General features: G+C 66.4%; 19 protein-coding genes and 1 other RNA gene. 3 read left to right on the top strand and 17 right to left on the bottom strand.

The genetic code is table 11. The features are described from left to right. Nucleotides 1–216: 216 nt before the first annotated feature. The 12 genes from recA to rlmE all read right to left on the bottom strand — a co-directional run bounded on the left by recA (nt 217) and on the right by rlmE (nt 14,346). Nucleotides 217–1,251 carry a recombinase RecA gene (gene recA, locus XarbCFBP7408_RS07725; RefSeq protein ID WP_016904265.1) on the bottom strand — a complete coding sequence of 345 codons (1,035 nt, stop codon included), beginning with the start codon at nt 1,249–1,251 and terminating at the stop codon, nt 217–219. A gap of 172 nt (nt 1,252–1,423) precedes the next feature. Then, on the bottom strand, nt 1,424–2,071 hold the full coding sequence (gene lexA, locus XarbCFBP7408_RS07720) for a transcriptional repressor LexA (RefSeq protein WP_104562447.1): 648 nt from the start codon (nt 2,069–2,071) through the stop codon (nt 1,424–1,426). An 88-nt stretch (nt 2,072–2,159) separates the two neighbouring features. Then, nucleotides 2,160–3,836: a 2-polyprenylphenol 6-hydroxylase gene (gene ubiB / locus XarbCFBP7408_RS07715; protein ID WP_104562446.1), complete on the bottom strand. Its 1,677-nt coding sequence runs from the start codon at nt 3,834–3,836 to the stop codon at nt 2,160–2,162. A 362-nt stretch (nt 3,837–4,198) separates the two neighbouring features. Further along, nucleotides 4,199–4,275: non-coding RNA, sX9 sRNA (locus XarbCFBP7408_RS07710), on the bottom strand. Between the two features lie 127 nt (nt 4,276–4,402). Further along, nucleotides 4,403–6,937, bottom strand: coding sequence for a TonB-dependent receptor (locus XarbCFBP7408_RS07705; RefSeq protein ID WP_104562445.1), 2,535 nt, complete (start codon nt 6,935–6,937; stop codon nt 4,403–4,405). A gap of 252 nt (nt 6,938–7,189) precedes the next feature. Continuing rightward, the gene (locus tag XarbCFBP7408_RS07700) at nt 7,190–7,684 is read right to left on the bottom strand and encodes a CinA family protein (protein WP_181106415.1); all 495 of its coding nucleotides are present in this window, start codon (nt 7,682–7,684) and stop codon (nt 7,190–7,192) included. A gap of 337 nt (nt 7,685–8,021) precedes the next feature. Then, a complete protein-coding gene (gene hflX / locus XarbCFBP7408_RS07695; protein WP_104562444.1) occupies nt 8,022–9,341 on the bottom strand; it encodes a ribosome rescue GTPase HflX in 1,320 nt (439 codons plus the stop codon). 11 nt (nt 9,342–9,352) lie between these two features. Continuing rightward, on the bottom strand, nt 9,353–9,631 hold the full coding sequence (hfq, locus tag XarbCFBP7408_RS07690) for an RNA chaperone Hfq (protein WP_104562491.1): 279 nt from the start codon (nt 9,629–9,631) through the stop codon (nt 9,353–9,355). 77 nt (nt 9,632–9,708) lie between these two features. Further along, nucleotides 9,709–10,692: a tRNA (adenosine(37)-N6)-dimethylallyltransferase MiaA gene (gene miaA, locus XarbCFBP7408_RS07685; protein WP_104562490.1), complete on the bottom strand. Its 984-nt coding sequence runs from the start codon at nt 10,690–10,692 to the stop codon at nt 9,709–9,711. Continuing rightward, nucleotides 10,692–11,594, bottom strand: coding sequence for a dihydropteroate synthase (gene folP / locus XarbCFBP7408_RS07680; protein ID WP_104562443.1), 903 nt, complete (start codon nt 11,592–11,594; stop codon nt 10,692–10,694). Before folP ends, miaA begins: the two co-directional genes overlap by 1 nt. 118 nt (nt 11,595–11,712) lie before the next feature. Then, nucleotides 11,713–13,653 (bottom strand): ATP-dependent zinc metalloprotease FtsH, encoded by a 1,941-nt coding sequence (gene ftsH, locus XarbCFBP7408_RS07675; protein WP_181106413.1) that lies wholly within the window; start codon nt 13,651–13,653, stop codon nt 11,713–11,715. Between the two features lie 60 nt (nt 13,654–13,713). Then, nucleotides 13,714–14,346 carry a 23S rRNA (uridine(2552)-2'-O)-methyltransferase RlmE gene (gene rlmE / locus XarbCFBP7408_RS07670; protein ID WP_016904005.1) on the bottom strand — a complete coding sequence of 211 codons (633 nt, stop codon included), beginning with the start codon at nt 14,344–14,346 and terminating at the stop codon, nt 13,714–13,716. 65 nt (nt 14,347–14,411) lie between these two features. On the opposite strand from rlmE, the gene yhbY reads away from it, so the two are divergent. Next, nucleotides 14,412–14,717 (top strand): ribosome assembly RNA-binding protein YhbY, encoded by a 306-nt coding sequence (yhbY, locus tag XarbCFBP7408_RS07665; protein WP_104562441.1) that lies wholly within the window; start codon nt 14,412–14,414, stop codon nt 14,715–14,717. Nucleotides 14,718–14,732: 15 nt separating this feature from the next. Next, a complete protein-coding gene (locus XarbCFBP7408_RS07660) occupies nt 14,733–15,113 on the top strand; it encodes an Mth938-like domain-containing protein (protein ID WP_104562440.1) in 381 nt (126 codons plus the stop codon). Nucleotides 15,114–15,397: 284 nt separating this feature from the next. Here the strand turns inward: XarbCFBP7408_RS07660 and XarbCFBP7408_RS07655 are convergent, their stop codons facing one another. The 4 genes from XarbCFBP7408_RS07655 to surE are packed head-to-tail and all read right to left on the bottom strand — an operon-like array spanning nt 15,398 to nt 18,257. Beyond that, on the bottom strand, nt 15,398–16,174 hold the full coding sequence (locus XarbCFBP7408_RS07655) for a peptidoglycan DD-metalloendopeptidase family protein (protein WP_181106411.1): 777 nt from the start codon (nt 16,172–16,174) through the stop codon (nt 15,398–15,400). Next, the gene (locus XarbCFBP7408_RS07650) at nt 16,171–16,785 is read right to left on the bottom strand and encodes a YqaA family protein (protein ID WP_104562438.1); all 615 of its coding nucleotides are present in this window, start codon (nt 16,783–16,785) and stop codon (nt 16,171–16,173) included. The genes XarbCFBP7408_RS07655 and XarbCFBP7408_RS07650 overlap by 4 nt, the downstream gene beginning before the upstream one ends. 18 nt (nt 16,786–16,803) lie before the next feature. Then, nucleotides 16,804–17,481: a protein-L-isoaspartate(D-aspartate) O-methyltransferase gene (locus XarbCFBP7408_RS07645; RefSeq protein ID WP_104562437.1), complete on the bottom strand. Its 678-nt coding sequence runs from the start codon at nt 17,479–17,481 to the stop codon at nt 16,804–16,806. Next, complete coding sequence (gene surE, locus XarbCFBP7408_RS07640) at nt 17,478–18,257, bottom strand: 5'/3'-nucleotidase SurE (RefSeq protein ID WP_104562436.1); 780 nt, start codon at nt 18,255–18,257, stop codon at nt 17,478–17,480. Before surE ends, XarbCFBP7408_RS07645 begins: the two co-directional genes overlap by 4 nt. A gap of 99 nt (nt 18,258–18,356) precedes the next feature. Between surE and XarbCFBP7408_RS07635 the strand changes: the two genes are divergently transcribed. Continuing rightward, nucleotides 18,357–18,896 carry a Smr/MutS family protein gene (locus tag XarbCFBP7408_RS07635; RefSeq protein WP_181106409.1) on the top strand — a complete coding sequence of 180 codons (540 nt, stop codon included), beginning with the start codon at nt 18,357–18,359 and terminating at the stop codon, nt 18,894–18,896. 136 nt (nt 18,897–19,032) lie between these two features. On the opposite strand, the gene truD is transcribed toward XarbCFBP7408_RS07635, so the two are convergent. Beyond that, entirely contained in the window at nt 19,033–20,142 is a 1,110-nt protein-coding gene (gene truD / locus XarbCFBP7408_RS07630) for a tRNA pseudouridine(13) synthase TruD (protein WP_104562434.1), read from the bottom strand. Nucleotides 20,143–20,187 lie beyond the last annotated feature (45 nt).

The raw sequence follows: 20,187 nt of genomic DNA, 5'->3' as shown, positions 1-20,187 counted from the left end.
CCTGGCCTTCGATGAGATCTACCGCGGGAAGCGACGGCACTGACTCCGCCGTCCCCGCGATAGAAAACCTGCCACAGCCGTCAAGTGCTGCCGTTCTGCCATCAGGCGGACCCGGCAGGCAGGCAGAACAGGGGGTGGCCCACGCGGACGTCCCGGTTCGCGCTGCTGCCGAGACACCTGCCTGATGACGGCTGGGCTCGCACTGCCTGGCTGCTGTTATTCCTTCTCGACGTCGTCGCCGGCTTCGCGCGGCGCTTCGGCCGGCTGGAACTTCTCACGCAGCTCGGCTTCCAGCCGCACCGCAACCTGCGGGTTGTCGCGCAGATAGCCACGCGCGTTGTCCTTGCCCTGCCCGATGCGTTCTTCGCCGTAGCTGTACCAGGCGCCGGCCTTCTCGACCAGCTTGGCTTCCACGCCCATGTCGATCAGCTCACCCTCGCGGCTGATGCCTTCGCCGTAGAGGATTTCGGTCACGACCTGCTTGAAAGGAGGCGCCAGCTTGTTCTTGACCACCTTGATCTTGGTCTGGTTGCCGATGATTTCGTCGCCCTTCTTGATCGCGCCGATGCGACGGATATCCAGACGGACCGATGCGTAGAACTTCAGCGCGTTACCGCCGGTGGTCACTTCCGGGCTCTGGCCCGGCATCATCACGCCGATCTTGTGGCGCAGCTGGTTGATGAAGACCACCAAGGTGTTGGACCGCTTGATATTGCCGGTCAGCTTGCGCAGCGCCTGGCTCATCAGGCGGGCCTGCAGGCCCGGCAGCTGGTCGCCCATTTCGCCTTCGATTTCCGCCTTTGGGGTCAGCGCGGCGACCGAGTCGACCACCACGATGTCCACCGAACCGGAACGCACCAGCATGTCGGCGATTTCCAGCGCCTGTTCGCCGGTATCCGGCTGCGACAGCAGCAGGTCGTCGACATTGACGCCCAGCTTGGCGGCATAGATCGGGTCCAGCGCGTGCTCGGCGTCGATGAAGGCTGCGGTGCCGCCCTTCTTCTGGCATTCGGCAATCGCCTGCAGGGTCAGGGTGGTCTTGCCCGACGATTCCGGACCGTAGATTTCCACCACGCGGCCCTTGGGCAGGCCGCCGATCCCCAGTGCGATGTCCAACATCAGCGAGCCGGTCGGAATGACTTCGACGGCCTCGATCACACGGTCGCCCATGCGCATCACCGAGCCCTTGCCGAATTGCTTCTCGATCTGGCTCAGTGCGGCGGAAAGGGCGCGCTTCTTGTTCTCATCCATCTGGGTGATCCTTGTCAGTGATTTCGGTGTAGGGCGAATGTAGCTGAGGTGTATCGCACAGGCTGAGACTGGCTGCGACACACTCAGATTAAAGAGGCGGCCATGGCAGTGGCAGCGGGAAATCCTGCGGCACCGGCTCGGGATAGCGCCAGCACGGCCATCGGCGCAGTGCTCAACGATTCGGCCTCAACAGCCCGCAGTACAGGCCCTCGATCGCGAAATCCTGATCCGGCAACACTTCGATCGGTGCGTAGTCCGGGTTGCGCGGCAGCAGGCGAATGCGGTCCTTGCCGATCTTCAACAGCTTGACCGTGATCTCCTCATCGATGCGCGCCACCACGATCTGCCCCGAACGCGCGTCGCGGGTGCGATGCACCCCGATCAAATCACCGTTGAAGATGCCTTCGTCGCGCATCGAGTCGCCCTGCACCTTGAGCAGGTAGTCCGGCGACGGCGAGAAGAACACCCGATCCAGCACCACGAAATCGTCCGAGCCGATATCCGCGCCGATCGGCAGGCCTGCCGCCACGCGCCCCAGCACCGGCAGGCGCAGCACATCCTCGCGCACCGGCTCGCTTGCAGCGACAGGTGGGGTGCGCGACTGCGCGCCCTGCCCGGCCAGGCGAATGCCGCGGGCCTGGCCAGGGACGCGCCGGATCGCACCGGCCTGCTCCAATGCCTCCAGATGGTACTGCGCACCGCGCACGCCCTTGAAGCCGAAGGCGCGCGCGATCTCGGTCTGCGAAGGCGGTACGCCGTCGGCATCGATGCGCTCGGCGATCAAGGCCAGGATTGCTTGCTGGGTATCGGTCAGGTCCATGGTTAGTAGTATTACTACTCACTGGCGCCAGCGCAACAGGTGCGTCGACTGCCAGGCACGCGGCGGCAATCAGGGTCGCACGCCGCGCCTAGCGGCGGCTGCGCCAGATCGAGAACAGGATCCAGACGCCGCAGATGGCGGCACCGATGAAGCCGCCGACCCCCAACGCCAGCAGCCAGCGGCTGGCACTGCCACCCACACTGTTCATGACGATCGACGAGCCGATCACCAGCGCGGCAGTCACGATCCCCATGGTGAGCCGGTTGGCCGCGCGATCGACCTGTTCGCCGAACTCGCGCAATGCGCGCGTTTCGATCTGCAGTTGCAGCTTGCCGCGCCGTGCGGCCTGCAGCAGCCGTTTGAGATCGCGCGGCAGATCGCCGATCAGGTCGATCGCGCCGGTCACGGTGCGACGGCTGCGCCGCAGCATCGCGCTGGGCGCATAACGCTGCAGCACCACGCGTTCGAGGTAGGGGCGCGCCTCGGTGGCCATGTCGAAGTCCGGATCGAGCTGGCGTCCCATGCCTTCGAGCGTGAGAAACGCCTTGATCATCAGCGCCAGATCCGACGGCAGGGTCAGCCCGTGATCGCGCAGGATCGAGGTGATATCGCCCAGCGTCGCGCCGATGCGCAGCTCCTTCAGCGGCACCCCGCGATACTCGTCGACGAAGGCACCGATATCCTGCTGCAGCCGCGACTCGTCGATCTCCAGGCTGGTACCGGCCCATTCCAGCAACACGTCGATCACCGCTTCGGCGTCGTAGCTGACCATGCCATGCAGCAGTTGCGCGACCTGGAAGCGACGCTGCTCGGACACGCGCCCGACCATGCCGAAATCGATGACGGCGATGCGCCCGTCGCGCAGATAGAAAATGTTGCCCGGATGCGGGTCGGCGTGGAAGCAGCCATCCTGCAGCACCATCTTCAGCACGATGCCGGCGCCGCTGCGTGCGAGTGCCTTGCGGTCCAGGCCGGCCGCATCCACGGCGACCAGATCCCGCCCCGGGATGCCGTCGATGAATTCCTGCACGTTGAGCGATTCGCAGGTCCACTGCCAATAGACGGACGGCACCACCACCTGGGGGGCGTTGACGAAATTGGCTGCGATGCGCTCGGCATTGCGGCACTCGGCGGCGAAATCGAGTTCGCGCCGCAAGGAGACAGTGAATTGCTGCACCACCTCGGCGGGGCGATAACGCTTGAGATCGGGCGCACGCGTTTCCACGATTTCCGCCAGGCGTGCCAGCAGGCGCAGATCCGCATCGATGACATCGCCGATGCCGGGGCGGCGGATCTTCAGCACCACCGGCGTGCCATCGGCCAGCCAGGCGCGATGGGTCTGCGCCAGCGATGCCGCAGCCAGAGGCTGTTCGTCCAGGCGGGCGAACACGCTTTCCGGCTCCGCGCCCAGGGCTGCGACCAGTTGCGGGCGGATCTGTTCGAACGGCAGCGCAGGCACCGCGTTCTGCAGCTCGCTCAGCTCTTCGATCCACTCCGGCGGCAGCAGGTCCACACGCGTAGCCAGCACCTGCCCCAGCTTGACGAAGGTCGGCCCGAGTTCCTCGAGCGCACGCCGCACCCGCACCGCCGCAGACATGCGCAGGCGGCCCTCGGCATTATGCCAGTGCAGCAGCTTGCCGGCACGTTCGAGCACATCGGCCAGGCCGGTACGGCGCACCACGTCGCCGAATCCGTAGCGGATCAGCACCGCCGCGATTTCCTGCAGCCGCCCAAGATCCCGAACGGTGCCGAGCGCCTCCCACATCAACACACCGCCTGCGATCGCGCTGCGGCAGCGAGCCGTATCGCATCAACGTGCATCGCTGCTTGTGTGCGCTCCTTGCAAGCGCCGGTTGACCATGCACGACCACGCACAACGCCTGTGGCTACATGATCGCTCGCGCACAGGACGGCGCGGTGGCCGGTCGCCGCAGGCATCGGCTGCCGGGCGGCTGCGCGCCGGCCATCCGGCAACACCAGGACAGCGTCAGCAGCTCGGCGCGGTGCGGACAGAAAGAAGGCATGAGCAAGAAGCGGAAGCATCGGCACACGGTTTGAAAAACAAGACCTCGTTTGTAGCCGATCTGCACGTGCCTGTCGCGTCATAACCACCTGCGGGCTGAGAGCGGCCAACAAAACGTAGCGAGCGGTCGTCAGGTGGGTGCGGACTGCGCGCCGAGAACCGGAGTGTACAAGTGGCACATGCCGATTCCGAGCACCGGCTGCGTCCGCCTGACGGCGGCACAGTCGTTTTGTAGCCGCTCTTGGCCGAGGCTGGGCTTGCGCATGCATCCTGCTGTCTTGGCAAGGCCGCGCCCGGGCCTTCGAGACCTAATACCGCAACCGCAAGGTCACCCCATACGTGCGCGGCGCACCCAGAAATGCATTCCACGAACCCGCCTGTAGCGGCGCGTCGATGACGATCTGGCGATAGGTTTCGTTACCGAGGTTTTCTGCCCACGCTTCCAGCATCCAGCGCTTGTCGTCGGCGCCGATGCCCACCCGTGCATTGAGCAGCGTATAACCCGGTTGCGCCTTCTGCGGATCCAGGTCGGAGCCGGAGTTGTACTCGGAAACATACTTTGCGCCGACATTGAACCGGCCGGTCATGCGATTACCGAGCGCGTGCTCGTAGCTGACCGAAAGATTGGCCGACCAGCGTGGCGCAAAGCTCAAACGACTGCCCGGCAGCCGTGCCAGATCGGCGTCCGGCAGCGGATCGTCGCCATACGCGGTATCCGTGTAGCTGAGCCCGCCCTGCACCATCAGTCCGGGCATGGCGCCCTGCCACAGCAGTTCGGCATCGATGCCGCGCGACACCACGCTGGGAATGGCGCGCACCACGAAGCTGGTCCCGAGGAAATTGTTGAGCTGAAAGTCGCTGAAGTCCTGATAGAACAGCGCCGCATTGAGCAGCAGGTTGCCACCGAGCCAGCTGGTCTTGGCGCCAAGCTCGTAACTGTCGACGAACTCGCCGGGAAACGCGGTGTCGTCCACCGGCAGGATGCCTTGCACGCCGCTGGACAAACCATCGGAGGACTGCACGCGATCCAGGTTGAAACCGCCGGCCTTGTAGCCACGTGCGGCGGACACATAGGTCATCACCGCATCGCTCCAGCGGTATGCCAGCTTCGCCGTACCGGACCATTCGCGCTCGCTGCGGCGTTGCTCGGTGCGACGGCCGGCATGGGCGACGTTGGCCCAGGGCAGACAGGTGAAACCGACCACTTGTGGTGCGATCGTCGGCACTGCCGCCGCAGGCACGCCGCGCGCGACCAGCGCGGCCCCGATACGCCGCAACGCAGCTGGATCGAGCTGACCGTTGGCTGCGAAGTAACTGGCGCACGCCGGGCTTCCATCGGGATTTTCGAACCTCGACTGCAAGGCCTTGCGCTCGTAGGTGTAGCGCAGCCCAACCACCACATCCAATGCGTCGGTGGCATGCCAGGTGTTGTTGGTGAACAGCGCGGCACTGGTGCCATCCTGCCGGAAGCGATCCTGGCTCCCCTGGCCGCGGAACAGCGTGCCGGCCGGCAAGCCGGTGGCGTCGGCGAGAAACCGGGTTGCATCCGTCCGTGCGGCCAGCGCCGGATTGGCCCGTGCAAGCAACACGCTGGACAGATAGGGCTCGTAGGCACTGCCGAAGCGATAGGACTCGTTGCGATGCAGGGTTTCGTCGGCGTAGAACGCACCGACCATCCAGTCCAGGCGCTCGCCCGATCCGGCCAGGCGCAGTTCCTGGCTGAAGGTCTTGAACCGGGTCAGTATCTCGTCCTGGCGCGGCGCGCGGTACAGGATGTCGGCCGCACTGTAGTCGAAGTCCAGGCCGTTGATGGATCTCCAGTCACGCAATGCGGTGATCGAGGTCAGCACCGCCTCGCTCAGCCACGGCGTGGTCCAATCCAGCTGCGCCGACACGCCCTTGTCCTGGATATCCTGCGCGGTGCTGCGGTTGCTGTAGGCGCGCCTGCCTTGCGGGTCGGCGCGCGCAATCGTGCCCTGCCCGCCTGGCGCCAGCGCATCGATCAGCGCTGCAGTCGGTCCACGTTCGGTGGTGACGGTGACGCAGCAGTTTTCCTCGCGGCGGGTGTAGTCGGCAGCCAGGTGGATGTCCAGGTCGGTGCCGGGTTCCCATAACCACTGCACGCGCGCAGTGCGCAGGTTCTGGTCGCCATCGTCGCTGGCGGTGCGCGGGCCGGCACCGGTGACCACCTGTTCGAAGCCGTCGCGACGTCGCCTGGCCGCATAGACGCGCAAGGCACTGGTGTCGCCCAGCGCATCGTTGAAGGCGCCGGCAATCCCGAGCGCGCCATAGTTGCCCACGGTGATCTCGGCATCGGCACTGCGGGTAAAACTGGGCCGACGCGTCACCACGTTGATGACGCCGGCCGAGGTGTTCTTGCCGAACACGGTGCCTTGCGGCCCCTTCAACACCTCGATGCGCTCAAGTTCTCCGAGATCGGCGAAGCCCACGCCGTTGCGCGCGCGCGCCACCCCATCGATGACCACACCGACCGAGGATTCAAGCCCGGCGTTGTCGCCCACCGTGCCAACGCCGCGAATGCGTGCGGTAGTCTGCGCAGCGCTCTGACTGCTGGTCACGATCAAGCCGGGCACCAGCACCTGCAGCTCCTTGATGTCGTGCACGCCGCTGTCCTGCAGCAGTTGCTCGGGAAGGACCGAGACCACCACCGGTACGTTCTGCAGCGATTCCTCGCGCTTTTGCGCAGTCACCTTCAGGGCAGCCAGCGTTGCCGGCTCGTTGCGCTGTTGCTGCGTGGCCGTTTGCGCATGCAGCGGCGATGCCTGTGCTGCCGCGAAGAGCGCCAGCGCAAGCCCGGTGCTGCGTTGCTGTTGTGTGCGCATGCCTGTCCCCCGACAAGAACCTGCGGCGCACTGCGGCGGGTGCCGCAACGCGCGCGTCGCCGCACTTTAGCGAAGGAACCAGGCTGGACAACGCCGCTGGCAGAAGCTACGGCGCGCGCAGCGAACCTACTGCGGCCAAAGCTGCATTGCAGCCATGCATCGCCTGCGTAAACGCTCGACGTCGAGGAGCATCGCCGCTGCCAGCGCCACACGCTGCGCAGCATGGGCGTGCGCTTTCCTTCCGTACGCAGACTAAAGCAGCGCGCTCAAGCCCTGCAGCGCGGCAACCACGGTCTGACGCCGCACTGCATCGCGATCGCCAGCGAACTGGAACAACTGCGCAGTGGCATAGCCGCCGCGCCGCTTCCAGCCGATCCATACCGTGCCGACCGGCTTGTCCTCGCTGCCGCCACCCGGCCCGGCGATGCCGGTCACCGCCACCGCGATGCTCGCACCGGAATTGACCAGCGCGCCCGACACCATTTCGATCACCGTTTCGCGGCTGACCGCACCGTGCACTTCCAGCGTCTGCGGCCGCACGCCCAGCAAGGCCTGCTTGGCCTCGTAGCTGTAGGCGGCCATGCCGCAGTCGAACCAGTGCGAGGACCCTGCCACATCGGTGACCGCCTTGGCGATCCAGCCACCGGTGCAGCTCTCGGCAGTGACCAGGCGCTCGCGCGCGGCAAGCAACTGCTGACCGAGGCGTTCGGCCAGCTGCTGCAGTTCGGAATCGGCGGAGATGGACATGGGCACGGCGAATGAAGAAGCAACCGACGTTTTAGCCGAATTTGCCGCGCCTGTCTGCGCTGGCGCCCATTCCGCGCCAGTGCCGACGTGGCCGGGGCTCAGTGGCGGTGTGCAGCCAATGGCAGCGGGCATCGCCTGCGCGGGCGACAGGATCGCAAGGATATCGGCGGCTGGCGAACGATCTCACGCCTGCACGACTGCTTCGGACACGCATGCGCCCGCGCCAACAAATAAACGCCACAGCCGCGCAGCGCGATCGCCACACCGCCGGCACCCATCTGCCGGCCTTGACCACATCGATGCGCACGGCCGGGCCAAGCCGACCGTGCAGCGCCGCTCACGACTCCCAGTCTTCGCGACGATCGGGCAGCATCGCGCGCAATGGCGCACCGTCGTCGCCGGCAGCCAGGCGCTCGGCCTCGACCATCGGCAGGTCGACCTCCAGCAACCAGCCGTCCTCGTCGGACTGCTCGCCGCGCACCACTTCCAGTTGATGCAACTTCGAGCGCAGACGGCCGGCCGACGGCGGCAACCGCAGTTGCCCGGTCACATGGCGCAGGTCCAGTCGCTGCCCGAGCGCATGCTGCAATTCCTGCAGCCCGCGTCCGTCGCGCGCGGAGACCCACACGCGTTCGCGCCGCGCCGGGTCGGGAATGCCGTCCTGCGCATCGTGACGCACCTGCGCGCCTTCGATCTTGTCGATCTTGTTGAACACCAGCAGCTGCGGCAAATCACCCGCACCCACCGCATGCAACACCTCATCGACCTGCTGGATGCGTTCCTCGCGCAGCGGGTCGGCCGCATCGACGATATGCAACAGCAGATCGGCGTCGCGCGCCTCGGACAAGGTCGAACGGAATGCGGCGACCAGTTGGTGCGGCAGGTCGCGTACGAAGCCGACCGTATCGGCCAGGATCGCACTGCCACCGGGCAGCGCAATGCGGCGCACGGTGGGATCGAGCGTGGCGAACAACTGGTCGGCCACGTAGGCCTCCGCACCGGTCAAGGCGTTGAACAGCGTGGATTTGCCGGCATTGGTGTAACCGACCAATGCAATCCGCGGCAGTTCGCTGCGCATGCGCGCACGCCGCATCTGGGTACGCTGCACCTCGACCTTTTCCAGCCGCTGCTGCAACTGCTCCACACGCTTCTGCAGCAGACGGCGGTCGGTTTCCAGCTGGGTTTCGCCAGGGCCGCGCAGGCCGATCGAACCACCGCGCTGACGCTCCAGGTGGGTCCAGCCGCGTACCAGCCGGGTGGCCATATGCCGCAACTGCGCCAGCTCCACCTGCAACTTGCCCTCGTGGCTGCGTGCCCGCTGCGCGAAGATGTCCAGGATCAAGCCAGTGCGGTCGATCACGCGCCGCTCCAGATAGCGCTCCAGATTGCGCTCCTGGCCTGGCGACAAGGTGTGGTTGACCAACACCAGATCCGCGCCGGTGGCCTCGGCCGCGGCCTTGATCTCTTCCAGCTTGCCGCTGCCGATCAAGGTCGACGGGTTCGGTTTGTCGATGCGCGCGGTGAGCGTGGCCGCCACGGTGGCGCCCGCCGACTTGGCAAGGTCGGCGAACTCCTCCAGCACATCCTCTTCGGCAGGCCCACCGGAATGGGTCTGAATCAACAACGCGTGTTCACCCTTGCGTGAGCGATCAAACACGCACTACTCCATTACCGCTCGACGTCGTCATCTTCCGCCTGGTTGCCTTCATTGGATTGCACATACCCACCACCCGGTCCCACGCGCACATTGCGCGCCGGCACCACCGTGGAGATGGCGTGCTTGTAGACCATCTGACTCACGGTATTGCGCAGCAGGACCACGAACTGATCGAACGACTCGATCGTGCCCTGCAGCTTGATGCCGTTGACCAGATACACAGAGACCGGCACCCGCTCGCGCCGCAGCGCGTTGAGGAATGGATCCTGCAAAGATTGCCCCTTAGCCATCGAAAACTCCTCTTCATTATTGTTCTTATAGTCCCGGTCGACACCTGCCATCCCCAGCCGGCCCCGGAAACGGGATGTTACACGCCTGAAGCCTGCCGTACAGCGGGACGTTGACCGAGGAAGCCGACAAGTGCGCGTTCCAATCGTTGGCGGTCATGCTCCGGGTCGAACCAGCGTGCGTCGAGCTCGCCACGCAGCCAGGTGAGCTGCCGCTTGGCCAGTTGACGGGTGGCCTGCACCGCCTTGTCGCGAAAGTCGGCCAGGCGACCGGCCCCATCCAGGTACTCCCAGGCCTGGCGATACCCCACCGAGCGCACTGCGGGCAGATCCAGCGGCGCGGCGACCGCACGCAGTTGCGGCAGTGCCCGCAGACGTTCCACCTCGGCCAGGAAGTCCTGTGCCAGCATCGTGTCCAGGCGTTGCTCGATGCGTGCATGCAGCACCGCGCGCTCGCGCGGCGCCAGCACGATCTTCAGCACCCGCACCGGCAAACGCAGCCCCGGTGGCAGCGCCTGCCAGTCGCTGATCGGCCTGCCGCTGATGCGATAGACCTCCAGCGCGCGCTGGATCCGCTGCGGATCGGTGGTATGGATCCGCGCCGCCGCGACCGGGTCGACCTCCGCCAGTTGTGCGTGCATCCGCGCCCAGCCAAGTTCCCCGGCTTCGGCTGCGATTGCCGCGCGCACCGCCGGATCGGCCTCGGGCAACTGCGACAGCCCTTCCAGCAAGGCGCGGAAGTACAGCCCGGTGCCGCCGGCCAGAATCGGCAGCTTGCCGCGCGCCACGATCTGCTCGATCGCCTGCCGCGCATCGCTGGCGAATTCCGCCGCCGAATAGATCTGCCAGGGCTCGCGCAGATCGATCAAGTGATGCGGCACTGCCGCGCGCATCGCCGCATCCGGCTTGGCCGCGCCGATGTCCAGGCCGCGGTACACCAGCGCCGAATCGACGCTGACGATCTCGCCATTCCAGCGCTGCGCGGCATCCAGTGCCAGCGCGGTCTTGCCGCTGGCGGTTGGCCCCATCAGCGCGATCGCCAGCGGGCGGCGGTCGGCCGGCATCAGTCCTCGTCCGGCCAGCGAATGCCCGATGCCGCCGGCGCGCTCACCCGCGGCAGCGGAATCGCCGCCATCGCGCTCCATACCTTCAGGGCATCCACGGTGGCGGCCACATCGTGCACACGTAGCACCGCCGCGCCGTGCTGGGCGGCGATCAGATGCGCAGCGACCGAGCCGTATACGCGCTCTGCGGCGACCTGGCGCCCGGTCAACTCACCGATGCTGCGCTTGCGCGACAGCCCCGCCAGCACCGGCAGGCCGAACTCCTGCAGGCGCTGCAACTGCGCCAGCACGGTCAGATTGTGCGTGGTGGTCTTGTCGAAGCCGAACCCCGGGTCGAGGATCAGGCGGCGCTTGTCGATCCCGGCCATTTCGGCCGCGAAGATGCGCTCGGCCAGGAAGCGATGCACCTCGGCCACCACGTCGTCATAGTGAGACGCGTCCTGCATCGCATGCGGCGCGCTGCGTGCATGCATCAATACCACCGGCACCCGCAATTCGGCTGCCGCATCCAGCGCACCCGGCGAGCGCAGCGCATGCACGTCGTTGATCATGCCCGCGCCGGCTGCGACCGCCGCGCGCATCACCTCCGGCTTGTAGGTATCCACACTGATCGGCACATTGGTCTGCTGCGCCAATGCCTGGATCACCGGGACCACGCGCTGCAGCTCTTCCTCCAGCGATACCGGCGTGGCACCGGGACGGGTGGATTCGCCACCGATATCCAGTACCGCGGCACCCTGCTCGACCAACCGCAAACCATGCGCGATGGCGGCGTCGCAGCTGGCGTGCTGGCCGCCGTCGGAAAACGAATCCGGCGTGACATTGACGATCCCCATCACCTGCGGCGCATCCAGTCGCAGCGCGCGCCCGGCGCAATCCAGCTTGAGGGCGGTGTCGAACATCGGTGGTGTCTCCTTGGATGGTTGCGATCAGCGCCGCCGGGGCGGCGCTACAACGCATCAAGGCCGGGAATCGCTTCCCGGCCTTGATGAATGCTGCTGCAGCTGGCCGATGCGTTGGTTACAGCTGCTCGGCCGGCCCGGCAATCGGCGGCAACGGACGCGGGCTGCCCTTGTCGTTGTTGTTGCCACCGTCCTTGTCGGACTTGCCCCAACCCGCCGGCGGCGGCGGCTCGCGGCCTTCCATGATGGCGTCGATCTGCGGCACGTCGATGGTCTCGTACTGCAACAGCAACTGCGACATCGCATGCAGCTTGTCCAGATTCTCGGTGAGGACGGTCTTGGTCTTGCTGTAGGCCTTGTCCAGGATCGAGCGCACCACTTCGTCGATCTTGCGTGCGGTCTCGTCGGAGACGTTCTTGTGCTGGGTGACCGAACGCCCCAGGAACACCTCGTCCTCTTCCTCGCCGTAGGCCACCGGGCCGAGTTCGTCCGACAAGCCCCACTTGGTGACCATGTTGCGTGCCATCTTGGTCGCACGCTCGATGTCGTTGGACGCGCCGGTGGTGACCTTGTCGCCGCCGAAGATCAGTTCCTCGGCAACGCGGCCGCCGTACAGCGAGCACAGCTGCGATTCGATCGCCACGCGGTTCATCGAGTAGCGGTCGCCTTCCGGCAGGTACATGGTCACGCCCAGCGCACGACCACGCGGAATGATGGTGACCTTGTAGACCGGGTCATGCTCGGGCACCAGACGGCCGACGATGGCGTGGCCCGCCTCGTGGTACGCGGTGAGCGTCTTCTCGTCCTCGCTCATGGCCATCGAGCGGCGCTCGGCACCCATCAGGATCTTGTCGCGGGCACGATCGAAGTGGTCCATGCGGACTTCCTTCTCGCTGCCGCGTGCGGCAAACAACGCCGCCTCGTTGCACAGGTTGGCCAGGTCGGCACCGGAGAAGCCCGGCGTACCGCGTGCGATGACCATCGGCACCACGTCGTCGGCCAGCGGCAACTTGCGCATGTGCACACGCAGGATCTGCTCGCGCCCCTTGACGTCCGGCAGGCCGACCACGACCTGGCGGTCGAAACGGCCCGGACGCAGCAGCGCCGGATCCAGCACGTCGGGACGGTTGGTCGCCGCGATCACGATCACGCCTTCGCCGCCTTCGAAACCGTCCATCTCGACCAGCAACTGGTTCAGGGTCTGCTCGCGCTCGTCATGCCCGCCGCCCAGACCGGCGCCGCGATGACGGCCCACCGCATCGATTTCGTCGATGAAGATGATGCACGGCGCATGCTTCTTGGCCTGCTCGAACATGTCGCGCACGCGACTGGCACCGACGCCCACGAACATTTCCACGAAGTCCGAGCCGGAAATGCTGAAGAACGGTACCTTCGCCTCGCCGGCGATCGCCTTGGCCAGCAGCGTCTTGCCGGTACCCGGCGGGCCGACCATCAGCACGCCGCGCGGGATCTTGCCACCCAGCTTGGTGAACTTGGTCGGGTCGCGCAGGAAATCGACCAGCTCGCCGACTTCTTCCTTGGCCTCGTCGCAGCCGGCAACATCGGCAAAGGTGATCTTGACCTGGTCCTCGCCCTGCAGCTTGGCGCGCGACTTGCCGAAGCTCATCGCACCCTTGGCACCGCCGCCACCGCCCTGCATCTGGCGCATGATGAACAGCCAGAAGCCGATGATCAGGATGACCGGCAGGAAATTGAGCACCAACGACCAGAAACCAGGCCCGGTGGAGGGCTTCTGGCGGGTCATTTCGATGTTCTTGCTATACAGCACGTCGACCAGCTTGTCGTCGCGCGGACCGTAGACGGTGGCTTCGCTGCCGTCGGTGCGCTTGAAGCGGATCGCATTGACCGCCAGGTTGGTTTCGTCGGTGTAATCCACCGATTTCACGCGGCCCGAGTCCACTTCCTTCAGGAACTGGGTGTAAGTGATCGAGTCGGGGCCGACACCGCCCGCCATCCGCGGCGAGAAGCTCTGGAAGACGACCATCAGCACAACCGCGACGACCACCCACAGCAGCAGATTCTTGGTCAAGTCGTTCATCCTCATTGGCTCCGGTGCCCTCTACTCTTCAATTCTTGAAACACGGTGGTCATTGGCAGCTTACTTGATCTGGGCACGCTTGCCCTGACCGAGCGCATAAACTTCCGGGGAGCGCTTGCGCGAGGCCGCCGGCTTGCGAATCGTCACCTTGTCATAGCGGCGGCGAAGCTCACGAATGTAGTCATCGGACCCGACCCCCTGGAACAGCTTGATCAGGAACGCCCCGCCCGGTTTGAGGTGGGTGTCGGCAAATTCCATCGCCAGTTCCGCCAGGTGCATCATCCGCGGTTGGTCGACCGCATCCATGCCACTCTTATTGGGGGCCATATCGGACAGCACAAGGTCAACCGGCACATCGCCCAGCATCGCCTCGAATTCCGATAGGACGGTTTGCTCCCTGAAGTCGCCGTGAAGGAACTCCACGCCGGCCAGCGGCGGCATTTCCAGGATATCCAGCGCCACCACCCGGCCGCTGTCGCCCATGGACTTGCGCACCTGCTGCGACCAGCCGCCTGGCGCCGCGCCCAGGTCGACCACCACCATGCCCGGCTTGAGCAGGCGGTCGCGCTGCAGCAGCTCCTCCAGCTTGTAGGCCGCGCGCGAGCGCATGCCTTCGGCCTGCGCCTTCTTGACGAACGGATCGGCGAAGTGTTCCTTGAGCCAGCGCTGGCTGCTTTTACTACGGGAAGGCATCGGCAAAAGGGTCTGAACGGGTCGCCATGATACCCTGAACACCCTTTGCTTCCCTTTGATCCTGCATGTCCATTGTTCTCACCTCCGCCCAGAACCGTTTCCTGCGCGGCCAGGCCCACGATCTCAAGGCACTGCTGCAAATCGGCGGCAAAGGGGTCACGCCGGCATTTCTGGCCGAACTCGAGGAAGTGCTCGAACGCCACGAATTGATCAAGGTGAAGGTGACATCGGAGGATCGCGAGGCCCGTGACGCCATGATCGCCGAACTGGTCCAGCAGACCGGCAGCGCGCTGGTGCAGCGGATCGGCCATGTCGCCATCCTGTACCGCCCCAGCAAGGAAAAGCGTCAGATCGTGCTGCCGCGCGGCTGACCCGACGAGTTCGACATGCCATTAAGCCAGGAACACCCCGACTACACCTATGCGCTGCGCGCGGCCGATGGCCGCCACGCCAAGGTGAACGAGCAGATTCTGCAGCGCAGCTTCATCCTGATGCCGGACGAGCTGGTGGAAGGCTGGCCGGTGTCCGGCCTGGAACAACTCCAGGTCGCGCACATGGACGCGGTGCTGGCGCTCGCCCCGGGGGTGATCCTGCTCGGCACCGGCGAGCGGCAGCAGTTCCCCAAGACGGACGTGCTGGCAGCCTGCCTGACCCGCGGCATCGGCCTGGAAGCGATGACCAATGCGGCCGCGGCGCGCACCTACAACGTGCTGGCCAGCGAAGGCCGCCGGGTGGCCTTGGCGATGATTCTGGAAGGCCGGGATTAGGGATTAGGGATTAGGGATTAGGGATTAGGGATTAGGGATTAGGGATTAGGGATTAGGGATTAGGGATTAGGGATTAGGGATTAGGGAGTCGGGAATCGGGAATCGGGAATCGGGAATCGGGAATCGGGAATCGGGAATCGGGAATCGGGAAAGCAGGCCGGGCTGAAGTTTCTCTGTCAAACCATAATTTGATAAAGCCTAAGATGCCGTGCCTCTGCAGGGCGTCGCACGCGGCCCACCGATAAAGCTCCAGCCCAAGGCTGTTGCGACTCCCTATTCCCTATTCACTTTTTAGGCAGATACAGCAGCGGATCCACCGGCTTGCCGTTGTAGCGGATCTCGAAGTGCAGCATGTCGCGGGCGGCGCCGCTGCGGCCCATCTCGGCGATCTGCTGGCCGGCCTTGACGCTCTGGCCTTCGTTGAGCAGGCGCTTGCGGTTGTGTCCGTAGGCGGACAGCCACTGGTCGTTGTGCTTGATGATGATCAGCTCGCCGTAGCCGATCAGGCCGGCGCCGGAGTACACCACCACGCCATCGGCCGCTGCACGCACCGCCTGCCCGCTGGCACCGGCGATGTCCACGCCCTGCTTGGTGGTCTCGCCGCTGACGAAGGTGCCGACCACCACCCCGTCGGCCGGCCAGCGCCACGGAAATCCGCTGCTGGCCGGTGCTGCGATCGGCGCGCTCGGGCGCGGCGGAACCACCGTGCCGGCGCTGGCCGCGCCACCGCCCGGCCTGCTGGCTCCGGCTGGATAGAGCTTGAGGGTCTGACCGGGATAGATGGTATTCGGCGAGGACAGGCCATTCCAGGCCGCCAGGTCCTGCGCGGTGATATTGGTGCGGCGCGAGATGGCGTACAGCGTGTCGCCACGCTGCACGGTGACGGTCGCCCCCGGGCGCGGCACCGACGGACGCGGCGCCGCGGACGGGCGCGCGGACGCCGAACCACCGCCGGCTCCGGGCGAACGCACCACCGTGGCGCTGCTGCAGGCGCCCAGCCCGACGGCGACTGCGAGCAGGACTGCTGTCTTACGTACCGAATTCATCTGCAACTTGCTCATCCGTTGGTTGTCTTCCACAGCAGCCAGCCCGCGCCCACCGCCAGGACGGCCATGGCCACCCAGCCCAGCGGCTCGATCCAGCGATGCAGCGCGGCTTCGGCACGCGCCCCACCCAGCCGGATCGCGCCGGCCACCAGATACACGCGCTTGCCGCGCCCCACCAGCATGCTGGCGATGAAGGGCAGGATCGGCACACCGACCACGCCCGAGGCCCAGGTAAAGATCTTCAACGGGATCGGGGTGAAGCCCACCAGCACCAGCGCCCAGAAGGCCTGCCACGGCGAATCGGCGACCAGCGTGCGCAGCGTCTCGATCTGCGCCTGGATCTTCGCGCTCCAGCCCAGCCATTCGATCAACGGCTGCAATGCGGCGAAGGCGAAATGGCCCAGCAGATAACCGACCAGCGCGCCACAGACCGAGCCCATCAGGCTCAGGGTGGCAAACCACAGGGCGCGCCGGGGTTCGGCCAGCGACATCGGCGCCAGCATCACCTCCGGCGGCACCGGGAAGATGAAGCCCTCCACGAAACTGAGGCCGGTCAGCAGCGCCGGAGCGCGGCGATTGCGCGACCAACGAATGGCCACGTCGTACAACGGCCCGAAGATCTTCATCGAAAGACTCTCATGGATTCAATCCAGCATGCCCGACAACAGCGGGACGAACGTGACCGGCGCCAGAACCTGCTGCTCGATCGCGCCGTCGGCAGCGCGGGTGAGTTGCACCAGTGACTGCGACGAGGCGCCGCCGACCGGGGCGACCAGCCGCCCGCCGACCGCCAGCTGATCGACCAGCGCATCGACCAGCGCCGGGGCGGCGGCGGTGACCACGATGGCATCGTAGGGGCCGTGTTCGGGCCAGCCGATGCGGCCGTCGTCGTGCTTGCTGCGCACGTTCATGCCCAGATGGCGGAAGCGCTTGCGCGCCTGCCGCAGCAGGTCGCCGATACGCTCGACCGTGTACACCTCCAGCCCCAGCGCGGCGAGGATCGCGCCCTGGTAGCCGGAGCCGGTGCCCACTTCGAGCACCCTGGTCGGGCCGACCTGCCGCACCGCCTCGGTCATGCGCGCGACCACCCAGGGCTGCGAGATGGTCTGGCCGTGGCCGATCGGCAGGGCGGTGTCTTCGTAGGCACGCGAGGCCAGCGCTTCGTCGATGAACAGATGGCGCGGCACGGTGCGCACCGCGTTGAGCGTGGCCTCGTCCTGGATGCCGGCCTCGCGCAGGCGCTCGACCAGCCGGTCGCGCACGCGTTGCGAGGTCATGCCGATCCCGACCGATTCCGGTTGCAGCCGCAGCCTCGGCGTCATGCCGGCGTATCCAGCGCGGCGGTCAGGCCGCCCACCCAGCCGGCCACCGTCTCCAGCGCCTGATAGCGGGTCAGGTCGACATGGATCGGGGTGATCGAGATATGCCCGGTGCGCACGGCATGGAAGTCGGTGCCGGCGCCAGCGTCCTGCTCCGGCCCGGCCGGGCCGATCCAGTACACGGTGCGGCCGCGCGGGTCGCGCTGCGGCACGCAGGGCTCGGACCGGTGGCGGTTGCCCAGCCGGGTGACCTCGAAACCGAGCACCTCCGACCAGGCCAGGTCCGGCACGTTGACGTTGAGGATGGTATCGGCGGGCAACGGGTCGGCCTTCAGCCGCGCCACGATCTCCACCGCGGCGCGCGCGGCGGTTTCGTAGTGATGCGCTTCGTGATTGTGCGTCACCAGCGAGACCGCCACCGCCGGCAGGCCGAGGAAGCGGCCTTCCATCGCGGCGGACACGGTGCCCGAATAGATCACGTCGTCGCCGAGATTGGCCGAGTTGTTGATGCCGGAGACCACGATATCCGGGTCGTAATCGAGCATGCCGGTCAGCGCCAGATGCACGCAGTCGGTCGGCGTGCCGGCAACCGCGCAGGTCTGCGCGTCGATGCGGCGGGTGCGGATCGGCGCATCCAGCGTCAGCGAGTTGCTGGCGCCGGAGCGGTCGCGGTCGGGCGCGACCACCATCACTTCATGACCGGCATGGCGCAGCGCCTCGGCCAAAATCTGGATGCCGGGGGCGTCGACACCGTCGTCGTTGCTAACCAGTACGCGCATGGGACTCCTCGGAAAACCGGGTCATGATACCGGATGCGTCCGCGCCCTTCGCGCTTGATCTTCGCTTGCACCTGGGGTTGGGCAGGTTAGGCTGTGCGCATGTCGCATCCTGAAGACGAAGACGACGGCGCGCTGTTCCGCGCAGCGATCGGCGCGGTCAAGCCGATTCGTGAAGTCGCCCCACCGGCCAATGCCAAGCCGCGCCCCAAGCCGCGCGCACGCATGGCCGAGCGCGACGAGGCGCAAGCGCACACCGAATTCGCGCGTCTGCTGCGCGACAGTGCGCCGCTGGAGGCGGGCGATACCGCCAGCTACCGGCGCGAGAATCTTCCCACCCGATTGTTTCAGCGGCTCAAGCGCGGTCAGTTCTCGATCCAGGACGAACTGGACCTGCATGGCGCCAGCGCCGCGCAGGCGGAAGCCCTGCTGCGGCAGTTCCTGCTGGAAGCGCATGCGCACGAGCATGGCTGCGTGCGCATCATCCACGGCAAGGGGCTGCAGTCGGACAACGGCGCGCCGGTGTTGAAAAACCTGATGGATCGCCTGCTGCGTCAGCGCAACGACGTGCTGGCGTTTCATTCCGCGCCGGCCACGCAAGGTGGCACCGGGGCGTTGCTGGTGTTGCTGGCGCGGCGTTAGCGGCGATTGGGCGATGGGTCGCCGATGTAGCCATGCGCTTGCGCAAAGGACGCGTTGATGGGCAGGCCTGTCGCGGCCAGGTCCGCTGCTACGGCGGTGACGTGTTTGCCGGGCGGTCGACGACCACCGAGCAGGCCTAGGTGTCGGAACGCAGGCCGGCGTTGAGACGGCCGGCGTCGCTGACCTTGCCCAGCTCCCACAGCACCGCGGTGGCGTAGCAGCCCGGCGGCAGTGCGAATTCGATCTGCAGGCTGTCCGCATCCAGCCAGCGATACTCCAGCTGTTGCGGACGCAAGCGCAGTGCGCGGCGCTCCTGCTTCAGGCCCGCGGCCTCCAGGCCTTGGCGCAGCACCTCCGATTGCGGGTCGGACAATGCGCCCTGCTCCACCGCCGCGGCCTGCCCGGTCGAACGCAGCTCGCCGGCGCCCCACAACGGCCCGCTGGGATGGATATCGAAGCGCGCCAGGCGCTCTGCCAGTACATCGGTGAACGGCTCGGGGCCGAACACGCTGCGCGAGCCATCCAGCATCCACGCCTCGCCCTCCAGCGCGGTGTCCCAGCTGCCCTGCTCCACGCGTGCGCTGAGCACACGATTGAACAACGCCGAACGCGCTGCCGACAGCAGCATCGCGCGTTGATCGTTGCGCAGCCGCCGCCGGGATGCAGGCGCCGCCGACACGGTGCCGTCGGCATTGGACACATAACCGAACATCGCCAGCGCGGAGGCCACGTTGCCGCCATCGCGGCCGAAACGCTGTTCGCCAAACCAGTTCGGGATACCGCGCGCGGCGATCGCCTGCAGGCGCTGCTCGATCGCCGTGCGCTCGCCCTGCACCTGGCGCAACGTCAACACGAAACGATTGCCCAGCAGTGCGCCGCGTTGCAGCTTGCGGTTGTGCCAGATGCTGGCGATGACCTGCATCTCATCGTCGTCGAGCGTGGCGAGCTCCGGCGCGATGCGCTTGGGCAGATGCACGCTGAAGCACTGCGTGGTCACCGCATGGCGGTCCTTCAGCCCGGCGTAGCTGACGCCCATCTCGGCGATCCCGGCCCACTGCGCGAGTTTTTTCGCGATATAGGCGGTGTTCTGCCCGCGCTTGCGGATGGTGAGCAACAGGTGCTCGCCCTCGCCGGTGGGCTCGAAGGCCGGCAGCTCATCGACCTGAAAATCCTCGGGCGTGCTGCGCATTGCCGCGTCGAGGACCGCAGCGCCATGCGCGCGCGGCAGAACAGAGGTGTCGCTCATGCTGTGATTTACCTTCGCGCCGACAGGTCGTGCGCTGTGAGCCGA

The organism is Xanthomonas arboricola pv. guizotiae (assembly GCF_002940205.1).
Classification (GTDB): domain Bacteria; phylum Pseudomonadota; class Gammaproteobacteria; order Xanthomonadales; family Xanthomonadaceae; genus Xanthomonas; species Xanthomonas arboricola_C.
The sequence above is the reverse complement of the archived record's forward strand: the minus strand, read 5'-3'. Positions and strand labels throughout refer to the sequence as shown.